The organism is Chryseobacterium aurantiacum (genome assembly GCF_003020585.1).
In the GTDB taxonomy this organism is placed as follows: domain Bacteria; phylum Bacteroidota; class Bacteroidia; order Flavobacteriales; family Weeksellaceae; genus Chryseobacterium; species Chryseobacterium aurantiacum.
Window position 1 is genome coordinate 143,641 of the sequence record NZ_PXUE01000002.1, and the last position, 20,613, is coordinate 164,253.

At 34.7% G+C, this 20,613-nt stretch carries 18 protein-coding genes; 7 read left to right on the top strand and 11 right to left on the bottom strand.

Annotated elements, in window-relative coordinates; genetic code table 11:
• Positions 1-142: 142 nt before the first annotated feature.
• On the bottom strand, positions 143-1,285 hold the full coding sequence (locus C7D53_RS07130; RefSeq protein WP_106915714.1) for a DEAD/DEAH box helicase: 1,143 nt from the start codon (positions 1,283-1,285) through the stop codon (positions 143-145).
• A 215-nt stretch (positions 1,286-1,500) separates the two neighbouring features.
• Between C7D53_RS07130 and pncA the strand changes: the two genes are divergently transcribed.
• Complete coding sequence (gene pncA / locus C7D53_RS07135) at positions 1,501-2,106, top strand: bifunctional nicotinamidase/pyrazinamidase (RefSeq protein WP_106915715.1); 606 nt, start codon at positions 1,501-1,503, stop codon at positions 2,104-2,106.
• Between the two features lie 74 nt (positions 2,107-2,180).
• Here the strand turns inward: pncA and C7D53_RS07140 are convergent, their stop codons facing one another.
• The 3 genes from C7D53_RS07140 to C7D53_RS07150 form a co-directional block, all read right to left on the bottom strand.
• The gene (locus C7D53_RS07140) at positions 2,181-3,029 is read right to left on the bottom strand and encodes a sialate O-acetylesterase (RefSeq protein WP_106915716.1); all 849 of its coding nucleotides are present in this window, start codon (positions 3,027-3,029) and stop codon (positions 2,181-2,183) included.
• Positions 3,030-3,038: 9 nt separating this feature from the next.
• Positions 3,039-3,602, bottom strand: a complete 564-nt coding sequence (locus C7D53_RS07145; RefSeq protein WP_106915717.1) for a TetR/AcrR family transcriptional regulator — start codon at positions 3,600-3,602, stop codon at positions 3,039-3,041.
• Positions 3,603-3,792: 190 nt separating this feature from the next.
• Positions 3,793-4,974 (bottom strand): pseudouridine synthase, encoded by a 1,182-nt coding sequence (locus C7D53_RS07150; protein ID WP_106915718.1) that lies wholly within the window; start codon positions 4,972-4,974, stop codon positions 3,793-3,795.
• A gap of 102 nt (positions 4,975-5,076) precedes the next feature.
• Here C7D53_RS07150 and aroB point away from each other — a divergent pair, with 102 nt between their 5' ends.
• Positions 5,077-6,123 (top strand): 3-dehydroquinate synthase, encoded by a 1,047-nt coding sequence (gene aroB, locus C7D53_RS07155; RefSeq protein ID WP_106915719.1) that lies wholly within the window; start codon positions 5,077-5,079, stop codon positions 6,121-6,123.
• A 106-nt stretch (positions 6,124-6,229) separates the two neighbouring features.
• Here the strand turns inward: aroB and C7D53_RS07160 are convergent, their stop codons facing one another.
• Positions 6,230-8,086 (bottom strand): tail fiber domain-containing protein, encoded by a 1,857-nt coding sequence (locus C7D53_RS07160; RefSeq protein ID WP_106915720.1) that lies wholly within the window; start codon positions 8,084-8,086, stop codon positions 6,230-6,232.
• A gap of 503 nt (positions 8,087-8,589) precedes the next feature.
• Between C7D53_RS07160 and C7D53_RS07165 the strand changes: the two genes are divergently transcribed.
• The 4 genes from C7D53_RS07165 (at position 8,590) to C7D53_RS07180 (ending at position 12,288) form a co-directional block, all read left to right on the top strand.
• Complete coding sequence (locus tag C7D53_RS07165; protein WP_106915721.1) at positions 8,590-9,219, top strand: porin family protein; 630 nt, start codon at positions 8,590-8,592, stop codon at positions 9,217-9,219.
• A 281-nt stretch (positions 9,220-9,500) separates the two neighbouring features.
• Positions 9,501-10,091 carry a porin family protein gene (locus C7D53_RS07170; protein WP_106915722.1) on the top strand — a complete coding sequence of 197 codons (591 nt, stop codon included), beginning with the start codon at positions 9,501-9,503 and terminating at the stop codon, positions 10,089-10,091.
• A gap of 399 nt (positions 10,092-10,490) precedes the next feature.
• Entirely contained in the window at positions 10,491-11,189 is a 699-nt protein-coding gene (locus tag C7D53_RS07175) for a porin family protein (protein ID WP_106915723.1), read from the top strand.
• A 397-nt stretch (positions 11,190-11,586) separates the two neighbouring features.
• Complete coding sequence (locus C7D53_RS07180) at positions 11,587-12,288, top strand: porin family protein (RefSeq protein WP_162926117.1); 702 nt, start codon at positions 11,587-11,589, stop codon at positions 12,286-12,288.
• A gap of 107 nt (positions 12,289-12,395) precedes the next feature.
• Here C7D53_RS07180 and C7D53_RS07185 read toward each other — a convergent pair whose 3' ends face one another.
• The 6 genes from C7D53_RS07185 to C7D53_RS07210 all read right to left on the bottom strand — a co-directional run bounded on the left by C7D53_RS07185 (position 12,396) and on the right by C7D53_RS07210 (position 19,262).
• Entirely contained in the window at positions 12,396-13,343 is a 948-nt protein-coding gene (locus tag C7D53_RS07185; protein ID WP_106915725.1) for a glycerophosphodiester phosphodiesterase family protein, read from the bottom strand.
• Positions 13,344-13,485: 142 nt separating this feature from the next.
• A complete protein-coding gene (purF, locus tag C7D53_RS07190; protein WP_106915726.1) occupies positions 13,486-14,985 on the bottom strand; it encodes an amidophosphoribosyltransferase in 1,500 nt (499 codons plus the stop codon).
• A 141-nt stretch (positions 14,986-15,126) separates the two neighbouring features.
• A complete protein-coding gene (gene purC, locus C7D53_RS07195) occupies positions 15,127-15,849 on the bottom strand; it encodes a phosphoribosylaminoimidazolesuccinocarboxamide synthase (RefSeq protein ID WP_106915727.1) in 723 nt (240 codons plus the stop codon).
• A 36-nt stretch (positions 15,850-15,885) separates the two neighbouring features.
• The gene (locus C7D53_RS07200; RefSeq protein ID WP_106915728.1) at positions 15,886-16,581 is read right to left on the bottom strand and encodes a DUF3307 domain-containing protein; all 696 of its coding nucleotides are present in this window, start codon (positions 16,579-16,581) and stop codon (positions 15,886-15,888) included.
• 2 nt (positions 16,582-16,583) lie between these two features.
• Positions 16,584-17,189: a SatD family protein gene (locus C7D53_RS07205; protein WP_106915729.1), complete on the bottom strand. Its 606-nt coding sequence runs from the start codon at positions 17,187-17,189 to the stop codon at positions 16,584-16,586.
• 159 nt (positions 17,190-17,348) lie between these two features.
• A complete protein-coding gene (locus C7D53_RS07210) occupies positions 17,349-19,262 on the bottom strand; it encodes an endonuclease (protein ID WP_106915730.1) in 1,914 nt (637 codons plus the stop codon).
• Positions 19,263-19,453: 191 nt separating this feature from the next.
• Between C7D53_RS07210 and C7D53_RS07215 the strand changes: the two genes are divergently transcribed.
• Positions 19,454-20,593, top strand: coding sequence for an acyl-CoA dehydrogenase family protein (locus tag C7D53_RS07215; RefSeq protein ID WP_106915731.1), 1,140 nt, complete (start codon positions 19,454-19,456; stop codon positions 20,591-20,593).
• Positions 20,594-20,613 lie beyond the last annotated feature (20 nt).

The following is a 20,613-nucleotide window of genomic DNA, read 5'->3' on the forward strand; positions in this document are numbered from 1 at the left end:
TTAACGTAATCTGCGTAAATTTATCAAAAAATCAAGAATTTAAAATGAAGAAAGCGTTAATTGTACAACGGAAAATGTTTTCAATGCATAAAAAAAGCTCCAATTATCTAAAATTGAAGCTCTTATTATTTTAATTGATAGATTAATATCCATGCAAATCAATTCCCTCTGTTCTTTGTAAAGGTACTTTTTTACCCATTTTTTTCTGAATTACTCTGAAATGCTGCAGTTCATCATCTGTTAAAATATTGATAGCAGTCCCTTTTTCATTGGCACGGCCTGTTCTACCAATACGGTGAATATAATCTAATGGTGAACGCGGTAATTCGTAGTTGATAACACAAGGGAGAGACTCAATGTGAATACCACGGCCAATTAAGTCCGTAGCGACTAAAATCTGAGCTCCATTTACTTTAAATTCTTCTAAATTATTTCTACGGGCACCTTGTGATTTCTGACTGTGAATGGCTACTGCCTTAATTTTATTCTTTTTAAGTTTCTCAACCAAATTATCAGCTGATCTTGTAGAAGAGACAAAAATCAAAGCTTTTTCAACTTTCTTTTCTTTAATTAAATATCGTAGAAAAGGACCTTTATTTTCCGGTGAAACATGATATGCCAGTTGCTCGATATTATCAATTTCAACTTCCTCTTTTTTAATTTCAATAATTGTTGGGTTAATGGATAAGCGTTCCTTCATTTCAGAAACTTTATCATTTAAAGTCGCAGAAAACAACGTTGTCTGCTTTACCACAGGCATCAGAGCAAAAAGCTTATTCATTTCTTCACCAAAACCCAGCTGAAACATTTTATCTGCTTCATCAATTACCAAATGCTGAATTTCTGAAATACTTAGTGCATTATGATCAATTAAGTCTAATAAACGTCCCGGAGTTGCTATAAGAACTTCTACACCAAACATTCCTTTCATCTGTGGATTGATAGAAACCCCACCATAAACTGCCATAGTACGGATCTCTCTTTTTAAGTTTTCTGTGAAAGCCCTAAAAACTTCATCAATCTGAATTGCTAATTCACGGGTAGGAACCAATATTAAAACCTGAACGTTACGGCCTTTTTTAGCCTCTGAATTCTGTAATTTTTCTAAAATTGGCATCACAAAACAAGCTGTTTTTCCAGAACCTGTTTGTGCAATACCCATCAGGTCTTTTCCTTGTAAAATAACAGGAACAGCCTGCTCCTGGATTGGAAATGGCTTTAAATAACCCAACTTGTTCACAGAACGAATAATATTGTGTGATAATCCTAAAGACTCGAATGACATAAAAAATATTTATTTACTGCAAAGATAAGCTATTGATATTTGGTTTACCCTTCCAAATAAAATACTCTATCCATAAAGTTTACTTTTTTTTAAATTCCACGGCTTATTCTTATAAGTTCGAAAAAATATATTGCCGATTTGTCCGATAATTCAGTTTTGGACAATTTTTTGTCTGTTAGTTTTGTAAATTTATCAAAAATTCGAGAAATCTAAATATGAAAAAAGCATTAATAATAGTCGATGTACAGAATGATTTTTGTGAAGGCGGAGCTCTTGCAGTTCCTGGAGCTAATGAAATTATCCCGTACATCAATCTTTTGATGGAGGAAAATGAATATGACCAGGTTATTTTGACACAAGATTGGCATCCGGTAGGGCATAAAAGCTTTGCCAGCAGCAATGGAAAGAAAGTTGGTGAAAATATTATTCTAAATGGTGTTCCACAGTTTATGTGGCCGGATCACTGTATTCAGGGAACTTTTGGTGCAGAATTCCACAAAGATTTGAATCAGGATAAGGTAACTCATATCATCCAAAAAGGAAAAAATCTTGAAATTGACAGCTATAGCGGCTTTCAGGATAATAATCACTTTATGAAAACAGGTTTGGATGATTTCTTGAAATACCATGATATTCAGCTGGTAGAAATTGTTGGATTAGCCATGGACTACTGTGTGAAATTTACTTGTCAGGATGCCGTAGCCAACGGATATGTGACATGTCTTCACTTTAACGGAACACGTGCTGTAAATGTAAGACCTGATAACGGCAGAGATGCCATTTATGAGATGATCGAAAAAGGAGTAACAGTACTGGGATAAAATAGGATAGATCAATAGGTCTCAAAAACAAAACAACAGCATCATTTGATGCTGTTGTTTTGTTTTATCATATTTTACTCCTGACTCACTATGGCTAATTCTGTCAGATAATCTTTAATTTCAATGTTTCCAACTGCAAATTCATGCTCAAGCAGTTTTATTTTTTCTGTTTTGGTATAATCGCGATTATAGATTGTTGTCAATACATGCTCTTCATCATTAAGGGGGTCAGAAATATGCATTAGATCACGAAAAGCTGCATAATATCTAACTCCTAATATTCTTTGGGACCGAGCATTAAAATGAATACCATCAGCATTGGCTGTAAGTCCTTTTGCTGTAGCAAAGTAACAGTTTGCATGTGTTCTGGCAAAACTTTCCAATGCATTATTAATTAAGGGGTAAGATGCAAAATATTGTCCAAAGATTCCATCAGATAAGAAATCTCCTAAACCACCTATAACAACAGGAACTTCCGGAACATTTAATTCCTTGCGAAATGCCTCAATAATTTCATGTAATTTTTCACAATATTTCCCAGCTCTTTCCGGGGTACTGTCGCTTTCGCCCTGATGCCACAAAATACCTGAAAGCTGACTTGTTCGTTGTGCAAGCCTGGCCTGTGATATTGCATTTTCAAATAAAGCACCACCTACAGCCCAATCATCAAGGCTGGTTCCTCCATCAGCACAGGGTATTAATCCTATTTCATCTTGCGCATTATCAATCCTCCATGAAGCGGCAAATGAAGCAGAAAGTCCAACTCCGGCACTGGGACGATCAAAATTAATAGGCTCGGACATAATTTGCCATAATCCGTTTCTTAGCATCTTAATATGCTCATCAAAGATAGGCAGAACTTCTTTAGCAAAGCCGCGACCAGCCATATTTGACTGACCTATCATTAAAAAGGAATGTATCATTTTTTTCTATTATTTAAATTGGATTCCAATACTTCTACTGAATGAGTTCCAAGCCAGTTCTTTTACCTTATTATGAGCAATATCTCCGGATCTGAATGCTGTAATCGTTGCAGAAATTACACTGGTAAAAAGAATTTTTATCCACGGTAACGGAAACTGATTATCTATTACTTTCTCTTTTTGTAATTCCTGAATAGCCTCAAATAATTGATTTCTTATCTTAAAATAGGATTCACTTTGCTCACTTTTGTAAGATGTTGAAAGTGGTTGAACATCATCATTCAGTTTCATTAGAAATGCATACTTTGTTCCACTGTCAATTCCTTCGTATAATAAATGTTCAAGTTGCACCAAAGGATCTTCGGAACTTTTACAGGCTTTAATAGCCGCAAGCTCCCATGCCTCCATCATGTCCTTATTACATGCTTCTAATAATTCATGACGGTTTTTAAAATAGCGGTGAATTGTTCTTCTGTTAATGCCACAACGCAATGCAATATCCTCAAATGTTGCAGAAAAATTCTCATTTAAAACAGATATCGCAGTATCAATAATTTTTTGCTGAGTATTCATATTTTTTCAATGACCACAAAAATACGACAAATGTCTCAAATTTGAGACATTTATTTTAAAAACCTATTAATAATGCAAAAAGCGTAGAAAATAATTTCTACGCTTTTTATTTTTTAAACTTAAAATTCTTGCTTAAGAATAATGATGTTAATAAGAAGTCAGAATTTAAAATTCATGACTCATCATTGTTTTAAAGCATCTTAAGGTTATTTACTTCCAGATCTGTAAGGATTCTCCAGTGTCCTCTCTTGATATTCTTCTTCGTCATTCCTGCAAACATTACTCTATCCAAGCTTTCTACTTCATATCCTAATCTTTGGAAAATTCTTCTGATCACACGGTTCCATCCGATATGAATTTCAATTCCAATTTCATTTTTAGGTTTCCCTTCAATGTATGAAATCTGATCCACTGTAGCGACTCCTTCATCAAGACGAATACCTTCTGCAATAAGACGTAAATCCTCACCAGTTAGCTTCTTATCCAAAGTTACATGATAAATTTTCTTAGCATCAAAAGATGGATGCGTCAGTTTTTTTGTCATGTGTCCATCATTTGTCAATAGAATTACACCCGTTGTAGAACGATCTAGTCTTCCAACAGGGAAAAGTCTGTAAGGAGAAGCATTTGCTACAAGATCCATTACGGTTTTTCTAGCTTTATCGTCTTTAGTTGTAGAAATATAACCTTTTGGTTTGTTCAAAAGTACATAAACAGGTTTTTCCGGAGTAATACTTTGTCCGTCAAAAACTACTCTGTCCGTTTTTTGTACCTGATATCCCATTTCATCTACCACTTTTCCGTTTACCTCTACCAAACCTTGAGTGATAAGCTCATCAGCCTCTCTCCTGCTGCAGATACCGGAATTAGCAATATACTTATTAAGACGGATGCTGTCTTTATGAACATCTTTTTCAATCTTGTTCAGTCTTCTTTTCTGTACAAAAGATTTTGCTCTGTCATCATTTCTATCATCACCATTAGATGGTCTTCTTCCATATTTTAGGCTACCTCTTTCGTACTTGTCTCTCGTATCGAAGCTTTTTCCTCCTCTTTTAGGTTTTCCAAAAGATTTCTTCGGATAGCTCTCACTTTTATTCGTGATATAAGCTCTATTTTCAGATTTTGATTCAGAATTGTCACTAGAGCTATCAAAGCTTTCGTTATTTTTCTTGAATGGTTTCTTTTCAAATCTTGAGTTGGATCCTGAATGTTCTGGACCTTTTTTACCTCCATCTTTAGAGAAAGGTTTCTTAAAAGGTTTTGATCCTGAAGAATTTCCAGATCTGGAAGCACGAGAATCATCAGAACTTTTCTTGGTTGAAATTCTTGGTCTCTTTGGTCTGTCTGAATTATTATTATCTCTGCTCATTCTAAAAATTTCTGCAAAGATAGTAATTTAGTTACGAGTTAAAAATTAAGAATCATAACTTTGCAATATAGTTTACGTTTTTAACTTTATATACAATCTAAGATGATAACAATATTAAACGATAATTTTTCTCAGCTAAACGAACTTCTTCACGAAAAAACATTCAGTAAAATTTTCATTTTGGTAGATGAAAACACCCATGAATACTGCCTTCCTATACTTTTGGGAAATATGGAAACAGATCTTGGTTTTGAAATTCTTGAGATTGAAGCCGGAGAAGAAATGAAAAATATTCAAACCGCTAACCAGCTTTGGGAAATTCTTACAGAAATGCAGGCAGACAGAAAAGCATTGATTATCAATTTAGGAGGCGGTGTAATTACAGATATGGGAGGTTTTGTAGCTTCTACATATAAAAGAGGAATACAGTTTATCAATATCCCTACTACCCTTTTATCCATGTGTGATGCTTCCATTGGAGGAAAAACAGGTATTGACTTGATGCATTATAAAAACATGGTGGGAACATTTGCCTTCCCGGAGCAAATCTTCATTTATCCTAAATTTTTGGAAACCCTGCCTTTTAAAGAACTAAGAAGCGGATTTGCAGAAATGCTTAAACATGGACTAATTGCTGATAAGGCACACTGGAATCAATTGATTCAAATCCATAAACTTGATGTGGAAGCGGTAACCCCACATATTCAGACCTCCATGGATATCAAGCAGGAAGTGGTTGAAAAAGACTTCCATGAAAGCAATATCAGAAAAACGTTGAATTTTGGGCATACTATCGGGCACGCTGTAGAAAGCTTATGTTTACAACAAGGAAATCCTATCCTGCATGGAGAAGCTGTTGCCATGGGAATGATTTCAGAGGCTCATCTTGCTTATCTTGAAAACCTTATTTCAGAGGAAGATTCAAAGGCTATTATTGAAAATATTCAACGTTACTATCCTTATTTGGATATTAGTGATTTTACAGATGAGGACATTACTGCTCTGCTTTTAAATGACAAAAAAAATATAGACAGCAAAATTAATTTCTCTTTGCTTTCAAGTATTGGTTCATGTTCTTATGACCACGAATGCAGTCAAAAAAACATCATTGATTCTCTTCATTTTTACAGAAAATTGAATGACGCTTAATAAATATCTTTAACAAAATCTTATTATCAACAAGATAAAACAAACAACAAACCCCACCTATTTAGTAAGTGGGGTTTGTTTAATTTTAATCCTGAAAGAAATATTTCTATTTTCCAGAGGAAGGTTCTAAGCGTTTTAAACGTTCTTCAAAAATAGCCTGTGTACGCTTCATTTCCATATTCGATTTCTTTAAAGCCTCATTTTCATTTTCTAAGACTTCTATTTTATTGGCCAATTCCTGAGTTGCAGAGATGTTCAGCATAGATAAAGCATCATAATCTACAGTTCTTAAGTCGGAGACTTCAGTTCCGTAAACAAAAAGCTTACCCTTAAGCGTTTTTCCAGCCAGATTTACTGTGATACTGTGAGGTGTACTGTTCTCTATTTCCAATATGGATTCTCCTGTTTCATCATATATTTTAAGAAATTGATCTTCTTTAGAAATAGCAATCCTTTTTTCAAAGGTAAAAACGTCTCCCTCCTGTTTTGCCAGCTGATAGATATTGGGAATAAAGGTCTTCACACCACTCTTACTGACTGCCTGCGGATATACAGCCTCTACCTCCTGGGCAATTACCTTTTTAAATTCCTGATTACCATATAATGCCTTATCCTTCATACCGTAATTGGTGATGATTAGCTTTCTTAAGGTGATTAAATCTTTTCCATTATCCGACCTACTCATGATATTTTTTATTCTTTTATCAGAAAAAAGAGACGTCTGTGCCACACTCAATTTACCTACCGATATAATATTCCCATCCGCATAAATAGAGGTATTGGTATTGAAGGTACCTATATCATTAGTATAATTAGAATAAGTAGTGGGTGTTCCGTCAAAAGAACCTGAATCAGGACTTATTCCGTAATACGTAAGGCTTGTTACTGCCAGGGGCCATGCTGCAGTCTTTAATCTAATGTCCAGTGGGAACTTTGGAGTATTGGTTCCGATACCGATATTACCATTCTGGTCAATATTAATTCTCCTGTTTCCATCTCCATCGGCAATGATAATGTTATTTGAAAGTGAAGAAGACAGTCCGCTTACATTGGCGCCGATAATCGTATTTGATTTCCCGGAAACAAGACCTGCACCCGCACGGAAACCTATGAAAGTGTTATAATTATTCATCGTATTCAAATTATATCCTGCAGATCCCCCAATAGCCGTATTTCCCCTACCACCAGGAAGCATCCGTAAAGCATCTCCTCCTATTCCTATATTGTCGTCCCCGGAGACAAGCTCACGAAGAGAACTAGCCCCAATGCCAACATTCCCTATTGTGCTTTTAGCAGAAAAAAGTGAAAAATAGCCGTTGGCAACATTATTATTTCCATCCAGATTCGAATATAAAGCCCTGTAGCCATAACCTGTATTTTGTATCCCAGATTTATTGTTGCTCAACACTTCTGCCCCAATAGCTGTATTCATGCTTCCTGTGGTATTCGAAATTAAATTATTCACTCCTACCGCAGTATTGTTTAATCCTATTGTATTAGCTGTTAAACTGTTGACTCCAAAGATCGTGTTGGTTGTATTTAATACACCAGATACAATATTATTTCTTTTAAAAATAACATCTACATTATCAGAAGTTCCTATAAAATTAACTCCATTCACCATACCCGAGTTTCCGGTAAGGCTCCATCCAGTCATTACAATAGGTTTAAGGTCATCCAATACTTTTGTCCATCGTCCTGCCGTTGTGCTCCAATAATAATAACCCGGAAAAACATCGTTTACCGCAGCTGTATTGTAAATCATTAAAGAATTGGCGGGTAATGGTATTGTAACAGTATCTGAACTACCCGTTAGTGCAATTCTAGGAATTAAAAGGCCTTTGTTGGACCCCATAATCTCAAGTACTGATGATGGACTTGGTGTTGTTGTATTGATTCCCACCTGAGCTTGGAAACTGTTTTCAAAAATAAGGAATAACAGCAGCAGGGTACATTTTTTCATGTTGTAATAGTTAAGGAATTCTTACAAAATTCATGAGCCTTTTGTAGGGTATCAGATTATAATTTTATAAGGAATACAAAATTAATAAAGAAAACGAGATGGATAAGGTTGATTTAATAGAATATTGTTTTATTAATTTTAATCCTAAGCAAAAATTATGAACACTGCAGATCTGAAATTTTGCATTTTTAAAGCCAATAATTTTATAAAAAATGAATGATTCCTAGAATAAATTTGATTAATCACTCATTTTTTCAATCCTTTTTTTGACAAAATTGTCAATTTAGATATCTTCTAAACAAATGTTTATTTGAATTTTTAATAAATTGAAAATCAGGAATATAATATTAAAACCACTTATCTGTCAAGTATTTTTTTCATTTATTTTGAGGGTGAAAAATATTTTTGGCAAGCAATTTGAAAGATACTCTGCGTTCTACAGAAATGTGAACAAGTAGTAAAATTTAAAATTAAGAAAGAGTAAAATTAAAAAAATTAAAGTTATGAAAAAGTTAATTTTAGGATTAGCAGTAACTGCAGGAACATTAGCGTTCGCTCAACAAACGCCTTCTTCTAATCCGGTAACATTTGGGGTGAAAGGAGGAATGAACGTATCTTCACTTTCAAAAGATAGTGGTTTAGATGACCAAAAATCTAAAATAGGATTTAATGCAGGTGTATTTGCTAACATTCCGGTAGCCGCTTCATTCAGCATCCAACCGGAGGTATTGTACTCACAGTATGGTAACAAATCAAACTTTACAGCTTTGGGAACAAAATATTCAGCTTCTACCAAGTTAGATTATATCGCAGTACCGGTAATGTTCCAGTATAACGCCCTTCCAAACCTTTATTTAGAGGCTGGTCCGGAATTCGGTTTCATGGTAAGTGCTAAAAATAAATTGAAAAATGAATCTAACGGAGATTCTTCTACCTCAGACAATTACAAAGACAACTTCAATACATTCAACTTTGGAATTGGTCTTGGTGCAGGATACTATTTCACTCCAAACCTAGGAATTACAGCTAGATATGTTGCAGGTTTAACAGATATTGCTAAAAACAGACCTAGTGGATCTGATGCTGTCAGAAACAATGTATTCCAAGTAGGATTAGCTTATAAATTTAAATAAGCTTCCATACATTCACTAACAAATTTTATATTCAATAAAAAAGATCAGATTATTTTTAATCTGGTCTTTTTTATTTTAATAACTTAAAGAATGTTAAAAAATATTCTTCCTGCTTTTAAAGAATAATAAAAAAGAATATAAGAAAATACGCACAAATAACTTATATACATACATATACATAAGTAAATAGGCTAACAAAATTAGATACCACACTCTTTGGCACGCCGTTTGATTATAATCAAAATGTTAAATAAAACTTAAAAACTATTAAATATAAACTTATGAAAAAGATTTTTTTAGGCCTAGCATTAGTAGCAGGTACTTTCACTTTTGCACAGAAAACTTCTAGTAATACAGCTTCTTCATCTCCAATTAGATTTGGTTTAAAAGCTGGTCTTAATGTTTCTAGCCTTACTGAAAGTGGTTGGAATTCAAAAGCTGGATTTTATGGTGGTGTATTTGCTAACATTCCAGTAGCTCAGGATTTCTCTGTTCAACCGGAGGTATTATACAGCGGAATGGGAGCAAAAGCAAAATCTAATAGTGATGTAAAAGCTAATCTTGATTATATTGCAGTACCGGTAATGTTACAGTACAATGCACTTCCTAACCTATACTTAGAAGCAGGTCCTCAATTCGGATTCCTGGTAAGTGCTAAAGCAAAATATCAGTCTAATTCTGTAGATATTAAAGACGGAACTAAAACTTTTGATTTCGGACTTGGTCTTGGAGCAGGTTACTACTTCACTCAGAATATCGGAGTTAACGTAAGATATGTTGCAGGTTTAACAGACATCGCAAAAGACAGACCTAGTGGTTCAGACTCTAACAAAAATGGAGCGTTCCAAGTTGGTTTAGCTTACAAATTCTAAGCTTACACTTAACAAATTATAGAAACCGGATTAAATATTTAATCCGGTTTTTTTATTTAAAATATTCATTGAACATTTTTTGGCAAGAAATTTGCCTACTATGTACTGATTGTATCCCAATTCGAAATATTTCCACTCAACAGTTTCTGTGTTATAGTGAATTGTATTTGATTCATTAAAAATCAAATATTAATTTAAATCATTTTAATACATTCTACTGAAAGTGGGATTAAAAGTAAGGATACATCTCAATAAATAGAATACATTTTGATTTCAATAGAAAAAGTCAGGTTTACTTGTTAAATCTGACTTTTTCGCTTTTGTAGGACTTTTGTCAGTTTCCTTTATTTGGCGAAAATTTTGCTTCAATTATGGGAATTAAATTAAAACTTAAAAATCATGAGAAAACTCTTTATGGGGTTGGCATTCGCTGGATGCCTTTTTGTAAATGCACAGGAAAAAGTTAAATCATCATCTCCTATTACATTTGGTGTTAAAGCAGGATTCAATGCTTCTACAGTTACCAGCAATGACAGTTACAATTATGATAACAATGAGAAACTGAAGCCTGGTTTTAATGCAGGGGTATTTGTAAATATTCCGGTAGCTGAGAAATTCAGTATTCAGCCTGAACTTCTTTTCAGTCAGTTAGGATCAAAAACTGAGGATTACCTTAATTTTGGTTCAAATGACCATAGATACAGAAGAACATCTACTTATACAACAAACTTCAATTATTTGGTTCTTCCTGTAATGGTTCAGTACAATATTCTTCCTCAGCTTTATGTAGAGGCCGGTCCTGAGTTCGGATTATTGCTTGGCGGGAAATCAAAAGGAGATTTCACTGTTACAGAATCAATAGGAAGCCAAACAAATACATATTCTGATAGCTTTTCCAATAAAATACCAAAGGAGCTTTATAACAAATTCAATTTTGGGATAGGCATTGGTGCAGGATATTACTTTACTCAAAGCTTTGGAGTGACTGCAAGATTTACTGCAGGTCTTACAGGTCTATTAAAGAATGACATCTCAGAAAATGATAACAAATCAAGAAATAATGCTATTCAGGTTGGAGTAGCCTATAAGTTCAAATAGAAATATTTATTCTTCTTTAGATGAATGTCGGACTATTTTTTAGTTCGACATTTTTATTGGGAAGAGATTCTTAGAAATTTTTATTGTTTTTTCTTAATTCGTTTAAAAAATAAAGAATATTTAAGAGATTGATCTAATAAATTTAACCAATATTCCGGTTAAGAAATTATCACCAAATGAACTAAATTTAACATAAATTTTATCATAAATATTCCATATATGTTGATATATTTTAGAAAGTACAGGAGAGAATAGTTATTTTTTTACTTGTAAAAACCGCTACAAAACCTTTGTTAATCAAGGTTTTTTAAGTTTGGCAAGCATTTTGCAAAATAAACCGCAAGTGATTGAAAAATCATTTAAAGTAGTAAACAGTAAAATTAAAAAAAATAAAATTATGAAGAAGTTATTTTTAGGACTGGCTTTAACAGCTGGGACATTAGCCTTTGCACAAGAAACAACAACAGTTAATACATCTCCTCTTAAAAAAGACGCTCAACCTGTAAGATTTGGTATTAAAGCCGGAGGTAACTCTGCTTATTTCAGCCAGCAACAATTTGGTATGAACAGCCAGAAATTAGGTTTTCATGCAGGTGCTTTTGTGAACATTCCAATCTCTAAGCACTTCAGCTTCCAACCTGAGGTATTATATAACCAAATGGGTTCAAGAGATGTAATCTCTTCTTTAGAAACTGATAACGGTACTACCAATGTAAAAACTAAATTACAGGATAAAGTAACAATGAACTATATCTCTGTCCCTTTGATGGTTCAGATGAGACCTACAGAGAAGTTCTATGTTGAAGCTGGACCTGAATTCAGTTATTTCATTAATGGTAAAAATAAGGGAGAAGCTACTGTAGCAAGCACTACAGGAGGTATTACAACTACCACTACAAGCTCTCACTCTGAGGATATCGAAAAAGACCAGATTAATAAATTCAACTTTGGTTTAGGTCTTGGTTTAGGGTATGATATTACTTCTAACATCGGTATCAACGCAAGATATGTAAATAGCTTGACAAAGATTGACAAGAGCAGACCGGCTGCTGAAAACAATAACAGAGTTTTCCAGTTAGGTGTGAACTATAAGTTCTAATAAGAAATAAACCAATTTTTTAACTCCAGATGCAGATTTCTGCATTGATAAAATAGCCGAAAGATTTTTTCTTTCGGCTATTTATTTTTTAAGGAAAATGTAAAGAACTATTGGAATATTCTAGGATCATCACTGATTACTCCGTCTATTCTCATATCTTTTAATTCTTGTAATCTTTCTTTTGTATTAACAGTCCATGGGATCACTTTCATGCCTAGTGCATGACATTCCTTTACAAGTTTGGGAGTAACAAGTGTATGATCCGGACTGTATATAGTTGGAGTAAAACTTAGAAATTTCATATCTCCTGCTACACCACTCAAATGATCCGGATATAGCTTGAATTTCTCCGTAGGTATATTTTTGAAGTAAGCCTGCTGCTGAGCCAATTTTTTATCATCAACTTTTTCCACCAATAAGGCAGTCATAATTTCAGGGTATTCTTTATGAATAATCTCCAGGGTTCTGGGATCAAAAGATTGAATAATTACCCGATCCTGAATCTTTTTCGCCAAAATAATTTTCATCATCAGGTCTACAAATTCTTTTGGTTCCGGATGGAGAATATTATCAGAGAAAGGGCGTGTTTTGGTTTCAATATTATAAAAAGGCAGAGGTCTTTTCAGTTCACGAGAATAAGCCTCACACGCCTCTATTACTTCAGAAAAAAGAGGTTTTTTAGCTTTCATCTTCTTCTGATCAGGATAATTATTAAGCTTCTTCATCCCAACATCAAATGTTTGAATCTTTGCATAGGGCATATCATAAATTTTATAGTAAAAACCGGAGTCTTTTGGAATATAGGTGCCGTCCTGCTTTGTTATTAATTCCGGAGAAAGGAAAGAATCATGGGAAAGGATTACCTGTTTATCCCTTGTTATAGCCAGATCCATTTCCAATGTCGTAATATTCATTTTTAAGGCATTCTCCATTGCCGGAATTGTATTTTCAGGATAGAGAGATTTTCCTCCACGATGGGCTTGCTTATCGAAAGACTGGGAGAAGTAAAATTGGGTACATACAAGAAAAAGACCTGTAAGAAATATATTTTTCATATTCTGAAGCTTTAATCTTACAAAATTAAAACTTGCATGTATACTATATAATACATGAATATTAAGGTTCTGCTATATTTGGTTTTAATGAAAAAGAGCCAGGCATAACCTGACTCTTTTTTGTTTTTATTTTAGTAAAGAATTAATTGAATAATTCTACCTCCTCTCCTTTTCCTACCGGATATTCTTCTGTAAAGCATCCGAAGCAATGGTTGGCAGATCCTAAAATAGTCTTTAGGTTATCTATACTTAAAAATTCTAAAGAATCTACTCCTAAATAGTTTTTAAGTTCTTCTGTAGACATGTTTGCCGAAATAAGATCATCCTTTGAAGGGGTATCAATTCCTAAATAACAAGGAGCTATAATTGGTGGAGAAACACTTCTGAAGTGAATCTCTTTTACTCCTGCATCTTTTAGAATTTTAACCAATCTTTTAGAGGTTGTTCCACGAACAATAGAGTCATCAATAATAACTACTCTTTTGTCTTTCATTTCTGAGATAATCGGGTTTAATTTTAGATTAACTACCCTTTCTCTCATTTCCTGAGTAGGAACAATAAAGCTTCTTCCGATGTATCTGTTTTTAATTAATACAGGACGGAAAGGGATCCCTGACGCCTTAGAGAAACCAATAGCAGCAGGCACTCCGGAATCCGGAACTCCAATTACTAAATCAGCATCTACAGGAGCTTGTTCCCATATTTTTTCACCAGACTTTTCTCTGATCTCATAAACATTGATGTTTTCTAAAGTAGAGTCAGGTCTTGCAAAATAGATGTACTCAAATGAGCAGATTCTTTGTTTGCCCTTTGCTTCATCCATCATATAAGACTGAAGTTTTCCAGGTTCATTTTCATTTGTATAAATGATTTCCCCCGGAAGAATGTCGCGTACATACTGCGCACCTACGGCATCTAATGCCACAGATTCTGATGCAACTACATAGGAATTCTCATCAATTGCTCCTAAAACCAATGGACGAATACCATTAAAGTCTCGGAATGCAAAGAATTTATTTCTGGTCATTCCCACTACAGAATAGGCCCCTTCAATTTTCTCCATGGTAGCTTTAATAGCCCCGCGAAGTCCAAGGTCAAGGTTTTTCTGGATTAGTCTCAGGATAACCTCAGAATCGGAAGTTGCTCTGAAAACTACGCCTTCAGCTTCTAATTCCTGCTTTAGTTCCTTGGCATTGGTAAGGTTACCGTTGTGTGCTATTGAAAGTATAATCTGGTCATATTCGTTTTTGGCGAAAAATGGCTGGAAGTTATATTTCTTTTTATCTCCTGCAGTGGTATAACGAGTATGTCCAATTGCAGAATTTCCCATAAAAGTTTCAGGTTCCTGAATGTCTTTATAAACATCTAAAACCAGTCCTTCATCTTTCATGTTTGTAATTCTTCCATCTTTTAAAACGGAAATACCACAAGCCTCCTGACCTCTGTGCTGTAATGCAAAAAGTCCGAATTGCGAAAGAGAGAAAGTATCCAGATCATTATCTGAATACAATCCGAAGATCCCACACTCTTCATTGGGAGCATCCAGTCTTTCCTCTTCCTGAGTTCTGAAAAGATTTCTTCCGTAAGTCTGGTTTTCAAACTGTTTTAAATATTCACTTTTATGAATGTCTAAACTTTTCATTTCTATTTTTTCTAATGATTAGAAGTTAGATATTAGATGTTAGAAATTAGTCTAAGTTAACTTCAAGTTTTAATTTTGTTTTAACTAACAAATTGTTTTTCAGAATAAATATCAGATTCCTAATGTCTAGGATCCGAAATCTTATTTCTGTAGAAGATTTTTAAGACGGTTGTAGATCTCAACATACGCCTCAGTAACTTCACCTAGGTCTCTTCTGAATCTGTCTTTATCTAATTTCTTCATGGTATCTTTATCCCAAAGTCTGCAAGTATCAGGAGAAATTTCATCAGCAAGAATAATTTCGCCGTCTGAAGTTTTTCCTAATTCGATTTTGAAGTCTACAAGGATGATATTGATCTTGTCAAACAGGTCGATAAGGATTTCATTGATATCAGAAGTTAACTCATACATTTCGTCAAGCTCTTCATAAGTAGCAGCTCCTAAGAAAACAGCATGGTGATCATTGATAAGCGGATCTCCCAATTCGTCTTTTTTGTAGCAGATATCGAAGATTGTTACAGGAGATTTGATTCCTTCTTCTACTCCTAATCTTTGTGCCATACTTCCTGCAGAGTAATTTCTTACTACCATTTCCAAAGGAATGATAGATACTTTTCTTACCAACTGCTCTCTTTCGTCCAATTGTTTGATGAAATGAGTTTTGATTCCTTTTTCATTTAAGTATTCAAAAATAAGGGTAGTAATCGCGTTGTTCATTTCCCCTTTCAGGTCAACCTGACCTTTCTTTTGAGCGTTAAATGCTGTAGCATCGTCTTTGAAACGTACTACTACTTCATTAGGATTATCGGTTGCAAATACTTGTTTTGCTTTCCCCTCGTACAACATTTCTTTCTTTTGACTCATAATTTTACTTTCTAAATTGTAGTTAGATTTATTGATTTACTTTATTATTATTCCTGTTAAGACAGCCAGTCCAAAACTTAGCAGTGTACCAATTAATACATATTCTGTAAGTTTTCTCTGTTTTGCCTGTGCTAGGTCGCTGAACCTGAAAACAGATTTGGCAGCCACCATGAAACCTACGCCTTCCCAGTGATTTACCATGATAAAGGTAAATACCAAAAGGCGTTCTAAAATTCCGATATATTTTCCGGCACTTGATAAAGATTCGGTTTGAATATTGTTTGGGCCATCCGGAGCGGGTGTCCATGATGACAATAGTAATTTGATAAAAATGGAAGCAGGCGTTGTCAGAAACAATGCTGCCATAATGATCTTTAAAAATTCCTGATTTTGTAAAAAACCAAAGCTGAATTCCTGAAAATAGAAAGAAACTCCTGCAATTACCAAAACATGAAGTAATTGGTCAATGAAAAACCATCTTTTCTTTGTTTTTACATTTTGGAAACTAAGCTTTGCTGCATCAATAATGAAATGGGTAACTCCTACTAAAACCGCAACCCACCACAATTGTAAATCCCAAAGGAAAATAAAGCTTAAAACGGTGTGAATCAGAACATGAAAGTATAAAAACTTACTTTTTAGTTTATAGTTCTCCTTATCAGCAACCCATGAATTTGGCTGAAGTATAAAATCTCCGAGTAGATGTGCCAATATGAGTTTGATAAAGATCATGCTTATAGTTCTGAGATTTTCTTTCTGAAATACTGGTTGGTTTCCACGATGAGCTCATAGTTAGCTCGTTTCAGTCTCTGGCTTATTGAAGACTGTGAAATAGCAAATCTTTTAGCAAGATCTTCCTGTGTAATATCTTTGTTCATGATCATTTCATGAATAATCTCTGACGTAGCCATTGTCCAGTTATCAAAATCCTTGGATGACCATTTCAATAAGATGTTTAGATCTCTGTCTACAGAGTCACTGGATGTTTTGATAGCCACTGTGTGGCCGTCACTTTTGAGGTCATTCAATAATCTGCCGGAATTTACATAGGCTGTTCCATTGGATTCGGTAACTTTATCGGAAGAAAAACTTTCTTCACCAATGCCGATGGCAATTCTTACATCTAAATTTTCCTGACTCTTAATAAGTGATTTTATGGCTAGAAAATGCCAGAAAACGTCATCTATATTGCATTTGAACTGAAACTCATCTCCTCTGTAGATTTCCCATGTGCCGGGAGCGCTTCCCCAGATTTCGAGAAGATTTTTAAGCTTGGTAATCCAAACTTCAGTGTCCGCATGCTGTGAATTTATAATATCACCAGTAATGACCGCTATCATACTGCAAATATAAGCATAATTACTTATAAATAAAAAATATAAGCAGAAACACTTATAGATATTAATTATTAGTGAATCTGCTTATATCGATTTTATGATAAACACAAGGTTTTTAAGGCCTTAGATGAAATTGATAATAAGAAAAAAATTAATCTCCTACTACTTTTTAATAAATTGCAACACCCTATCGTCAACTCTAAGGATATAGATTCCCGCCGGAAGGCCCTGTACCGAAATATTTTTCTTGCTTCTAAAAGGGTCTTTTTCGGTATAAATCACTTTTCCTGAAAGATCAATAATTTGAACTGTTTTAACTTTTTCTACGTCACCATTTACAAAGAGATTGTCTTCAGCCGGATTAGGGTAGATTTTAAATTCGTTATGTGAAGCAATTAAGTCTGTAGTAGATAATGTACCCCCCAGATTCTGGCAATAATTGGAGGAATAAGAATCCCACTCACTGATATTAAAGGTGCCAGTAGGTTGACTGACTGTATTTTTTCTATATAAAGATACATTTCCGTTATTATTGGTTGTATACTTTACTCCGATGGCATCTACAGTAACCGTCTTGTTATAAGCAAGCTCTACGTAATTTCCTCCTGAAAACTTCATGGGATCAGAAGCTGTTACAAATTTTGCCTGATCGTTGGTATAGCATGATAAAGTAGATTTTGGATTCAAAATAACAAATGTTTCATTGTTTCCTACTTTACCCTCCAGTTCATAGGTGTCTCCACTATAGATAGCTCCTGAACTGTTGTTTTTAAACTGGATATTGATTCTGTAATTATTCAAATTAACTTCGTGTCCTGTTTTATTAACGATTTCCAAAGCATTATTCTTAATAAAATCTGTATTGGTCCCTGATATATACTTTGTAATCATAAGATCTTGAGCATATGAATCCGAAGCAATTGTAGAAGCGGTAACCGTATTGCTGAATGGAGATTCCAGATAGGCTTTATCAAAAGCCTTTACTGTAAAAGTATAGGTTGTTGACGGGCTCAGGTGATCGATACTTGCAGAAGTTCCTTTTGTAACCGCTACAGGCGTTGTTGAGCCATTCATATATATCCGATATCCTAAAACATCCGTATCAGGAGAAGCTGCCCAGTTCAAATTCACAAAATAAGCATTTTGCTGCGTTGAAGCCAAAGATCCGGGAGCCGCCGGAGCAATAGTGTCAGGAGTTTCAGACCAGATCACATCAATCCATTCAGGATGATCTATAAATGGATTTCTGTTTTTTTGTATTGTATAGATGCTGTTATTCCTGTCAATTTCTCTTTGCGAAACAGGATCTGCAGCACTCCATTGCTTCAGCATGGCAACGTACGGAAGATCAATAGCCCTTTCTTCGGTTCCGTCAAGTGGACACTGATCCGTTGCCGGTGTTATGTTTGCTGATGTAGTATAGGCCGTATTAAACGACCCAAGTTTCCCTTCGTATCTTACTGCAAAGTATAACAAAGTCCTTGCAATATCTCCTTTAAATTCATTAATAGGCTCATAAACTCTTCCTGCATAAGGATAATTTGGAATAGCCGCATTAGACATCCTTGAACCATTGGTGAAAATATAATGATTGACATTGTTTCCTATTCCATAAGGATAGTTATTCCTTCGCTGGTTGATATAGGCATCCACAGGAATAATGAAGTTCAGATCCGAATACATAGGATAGTCACTAATAGAAGAACTTGTACTGAATGTACTCTGCGGCATCATATGTTCCCTATTATAGCCCAGTCCTTCTGCTCCTGCCCCGGCTATTAACTGATCAGACTTGTATTCATAAGCATCCGCTCCCAAAGGAATTTCCGAATAGATATCCAGCAGATATTGAGTGTTGGAAGCATCATGGTCATAATATTTGTCAAGATCAGTCTGGTTATAAAGTACTTTCAGATCATCATAATGCCAGTTGATCATTTTATCCGAAATAATATCGTGAAGCTTTGATTTCAGGGCGTACCCCGTTAACCCAGCCGTTCCATCATAATATCCGGCAGGTGCCTGCGCAGAAATATAAGAGGAAATTAAAATGATAGGAAGTAGAATTTTTTTCATGCCTTAAAATTGGGAGGCTAAAATAGTAAAATAAAATACGTAAAAGTTTGAATATTTTATTAAGAAAATATTAATTCTCAAAACATAAAAAATTGGAAATTAAAATATTGAACGCTATAATATTATGAATGCAATAATTTTCTTTAGCATTCCGTCAATTTAATTATCTTTGGGAACTAACTATTATCTATATGAACACAGAGACAATTGACAACATCAAAATGATAGCGGAGACAGCTAGAGAATTTGCAGAAAAGAATATCCGACCGAATATTATGGAGTGGGATGAAAGCCAAACATTTCCAAAAGATCTATTCCATCAATTAGGAGAAATGGGCTTTATGGGGATTGTAGTTCCTGAGCAATACGGAGGTTCCGGTTTAGGCTATCACGAGTATGTTACCATTCTGGATGAAATTTCTCAGGTAGATCCATCTATTGGTCTTTCTGTTGCAGCGCACAATTCTCTTTGTACAAATCATATTTATGAGTTTGGAAATGAAGAGCAGAGAAATAAATGGCTTCCTCAGTTGGCATCCGGTAAAGTAATCGGAGCTTGGGGATTAACAGAACATAATACAGGTTCAGATTCCGGAGGTATGTCTACTACGGCTGTAAAAGATGGAGATGAATGGATCATCAACGGAGCAAAGAACTTCATCACCCATGCAATTTCAGGAGACATTGCTGTGGTAATGACAAGAACAGGTGAAATAGGAGCTAAAAATAACTCTACTGCATTTGTTTTAGAAAAAGGAATGCCTGGATTTGCATCCGGAAAGAAGGAAAATAAATTAGGAATGCGTGCTTCTGAAACAGCAGAGCTTATTTTTGATAATGTACGCGTACCAGACTCCCATCGTTTAGGTGAAGTAGGTGAAGGTTTCAAACAAGCCATGAAAATATTGGATGGTGGTAGAATTTCTATTGCTGCATTAAGTTTAGGAACAGCAAGAGGAGCTTATAAAGCTGCTTTGAAATATGCAAAAGAAAGACATCAGTTTGGAAAGTCAATCTCTGAATTCCAGGCGATCAACTTTATGCTTGCTGATATGGCAACAGAAATTGATGCTGCTGAACTTCTTATCCAAAGAGCATCAACCCTGAAAAATGCAAAACAAAAAATGACCAAGGAAGGAGCTATGGCAAAACTATATGCTTCTGAGGCATGTGTAAGAATTTCCAATAATGCCGTTCAGATCTTTGGTGGTTACGGATATACAAAAGACTTCCCTGCTGAGAAATTCTACAGAGACTCCAAGCTTTGTACAATTGGTGAAGGAACTTCTGAAATCCAGAGATTGGTGATTGGAAGAGATATTACAAAATAATCCTTTTTAAAAACATATAC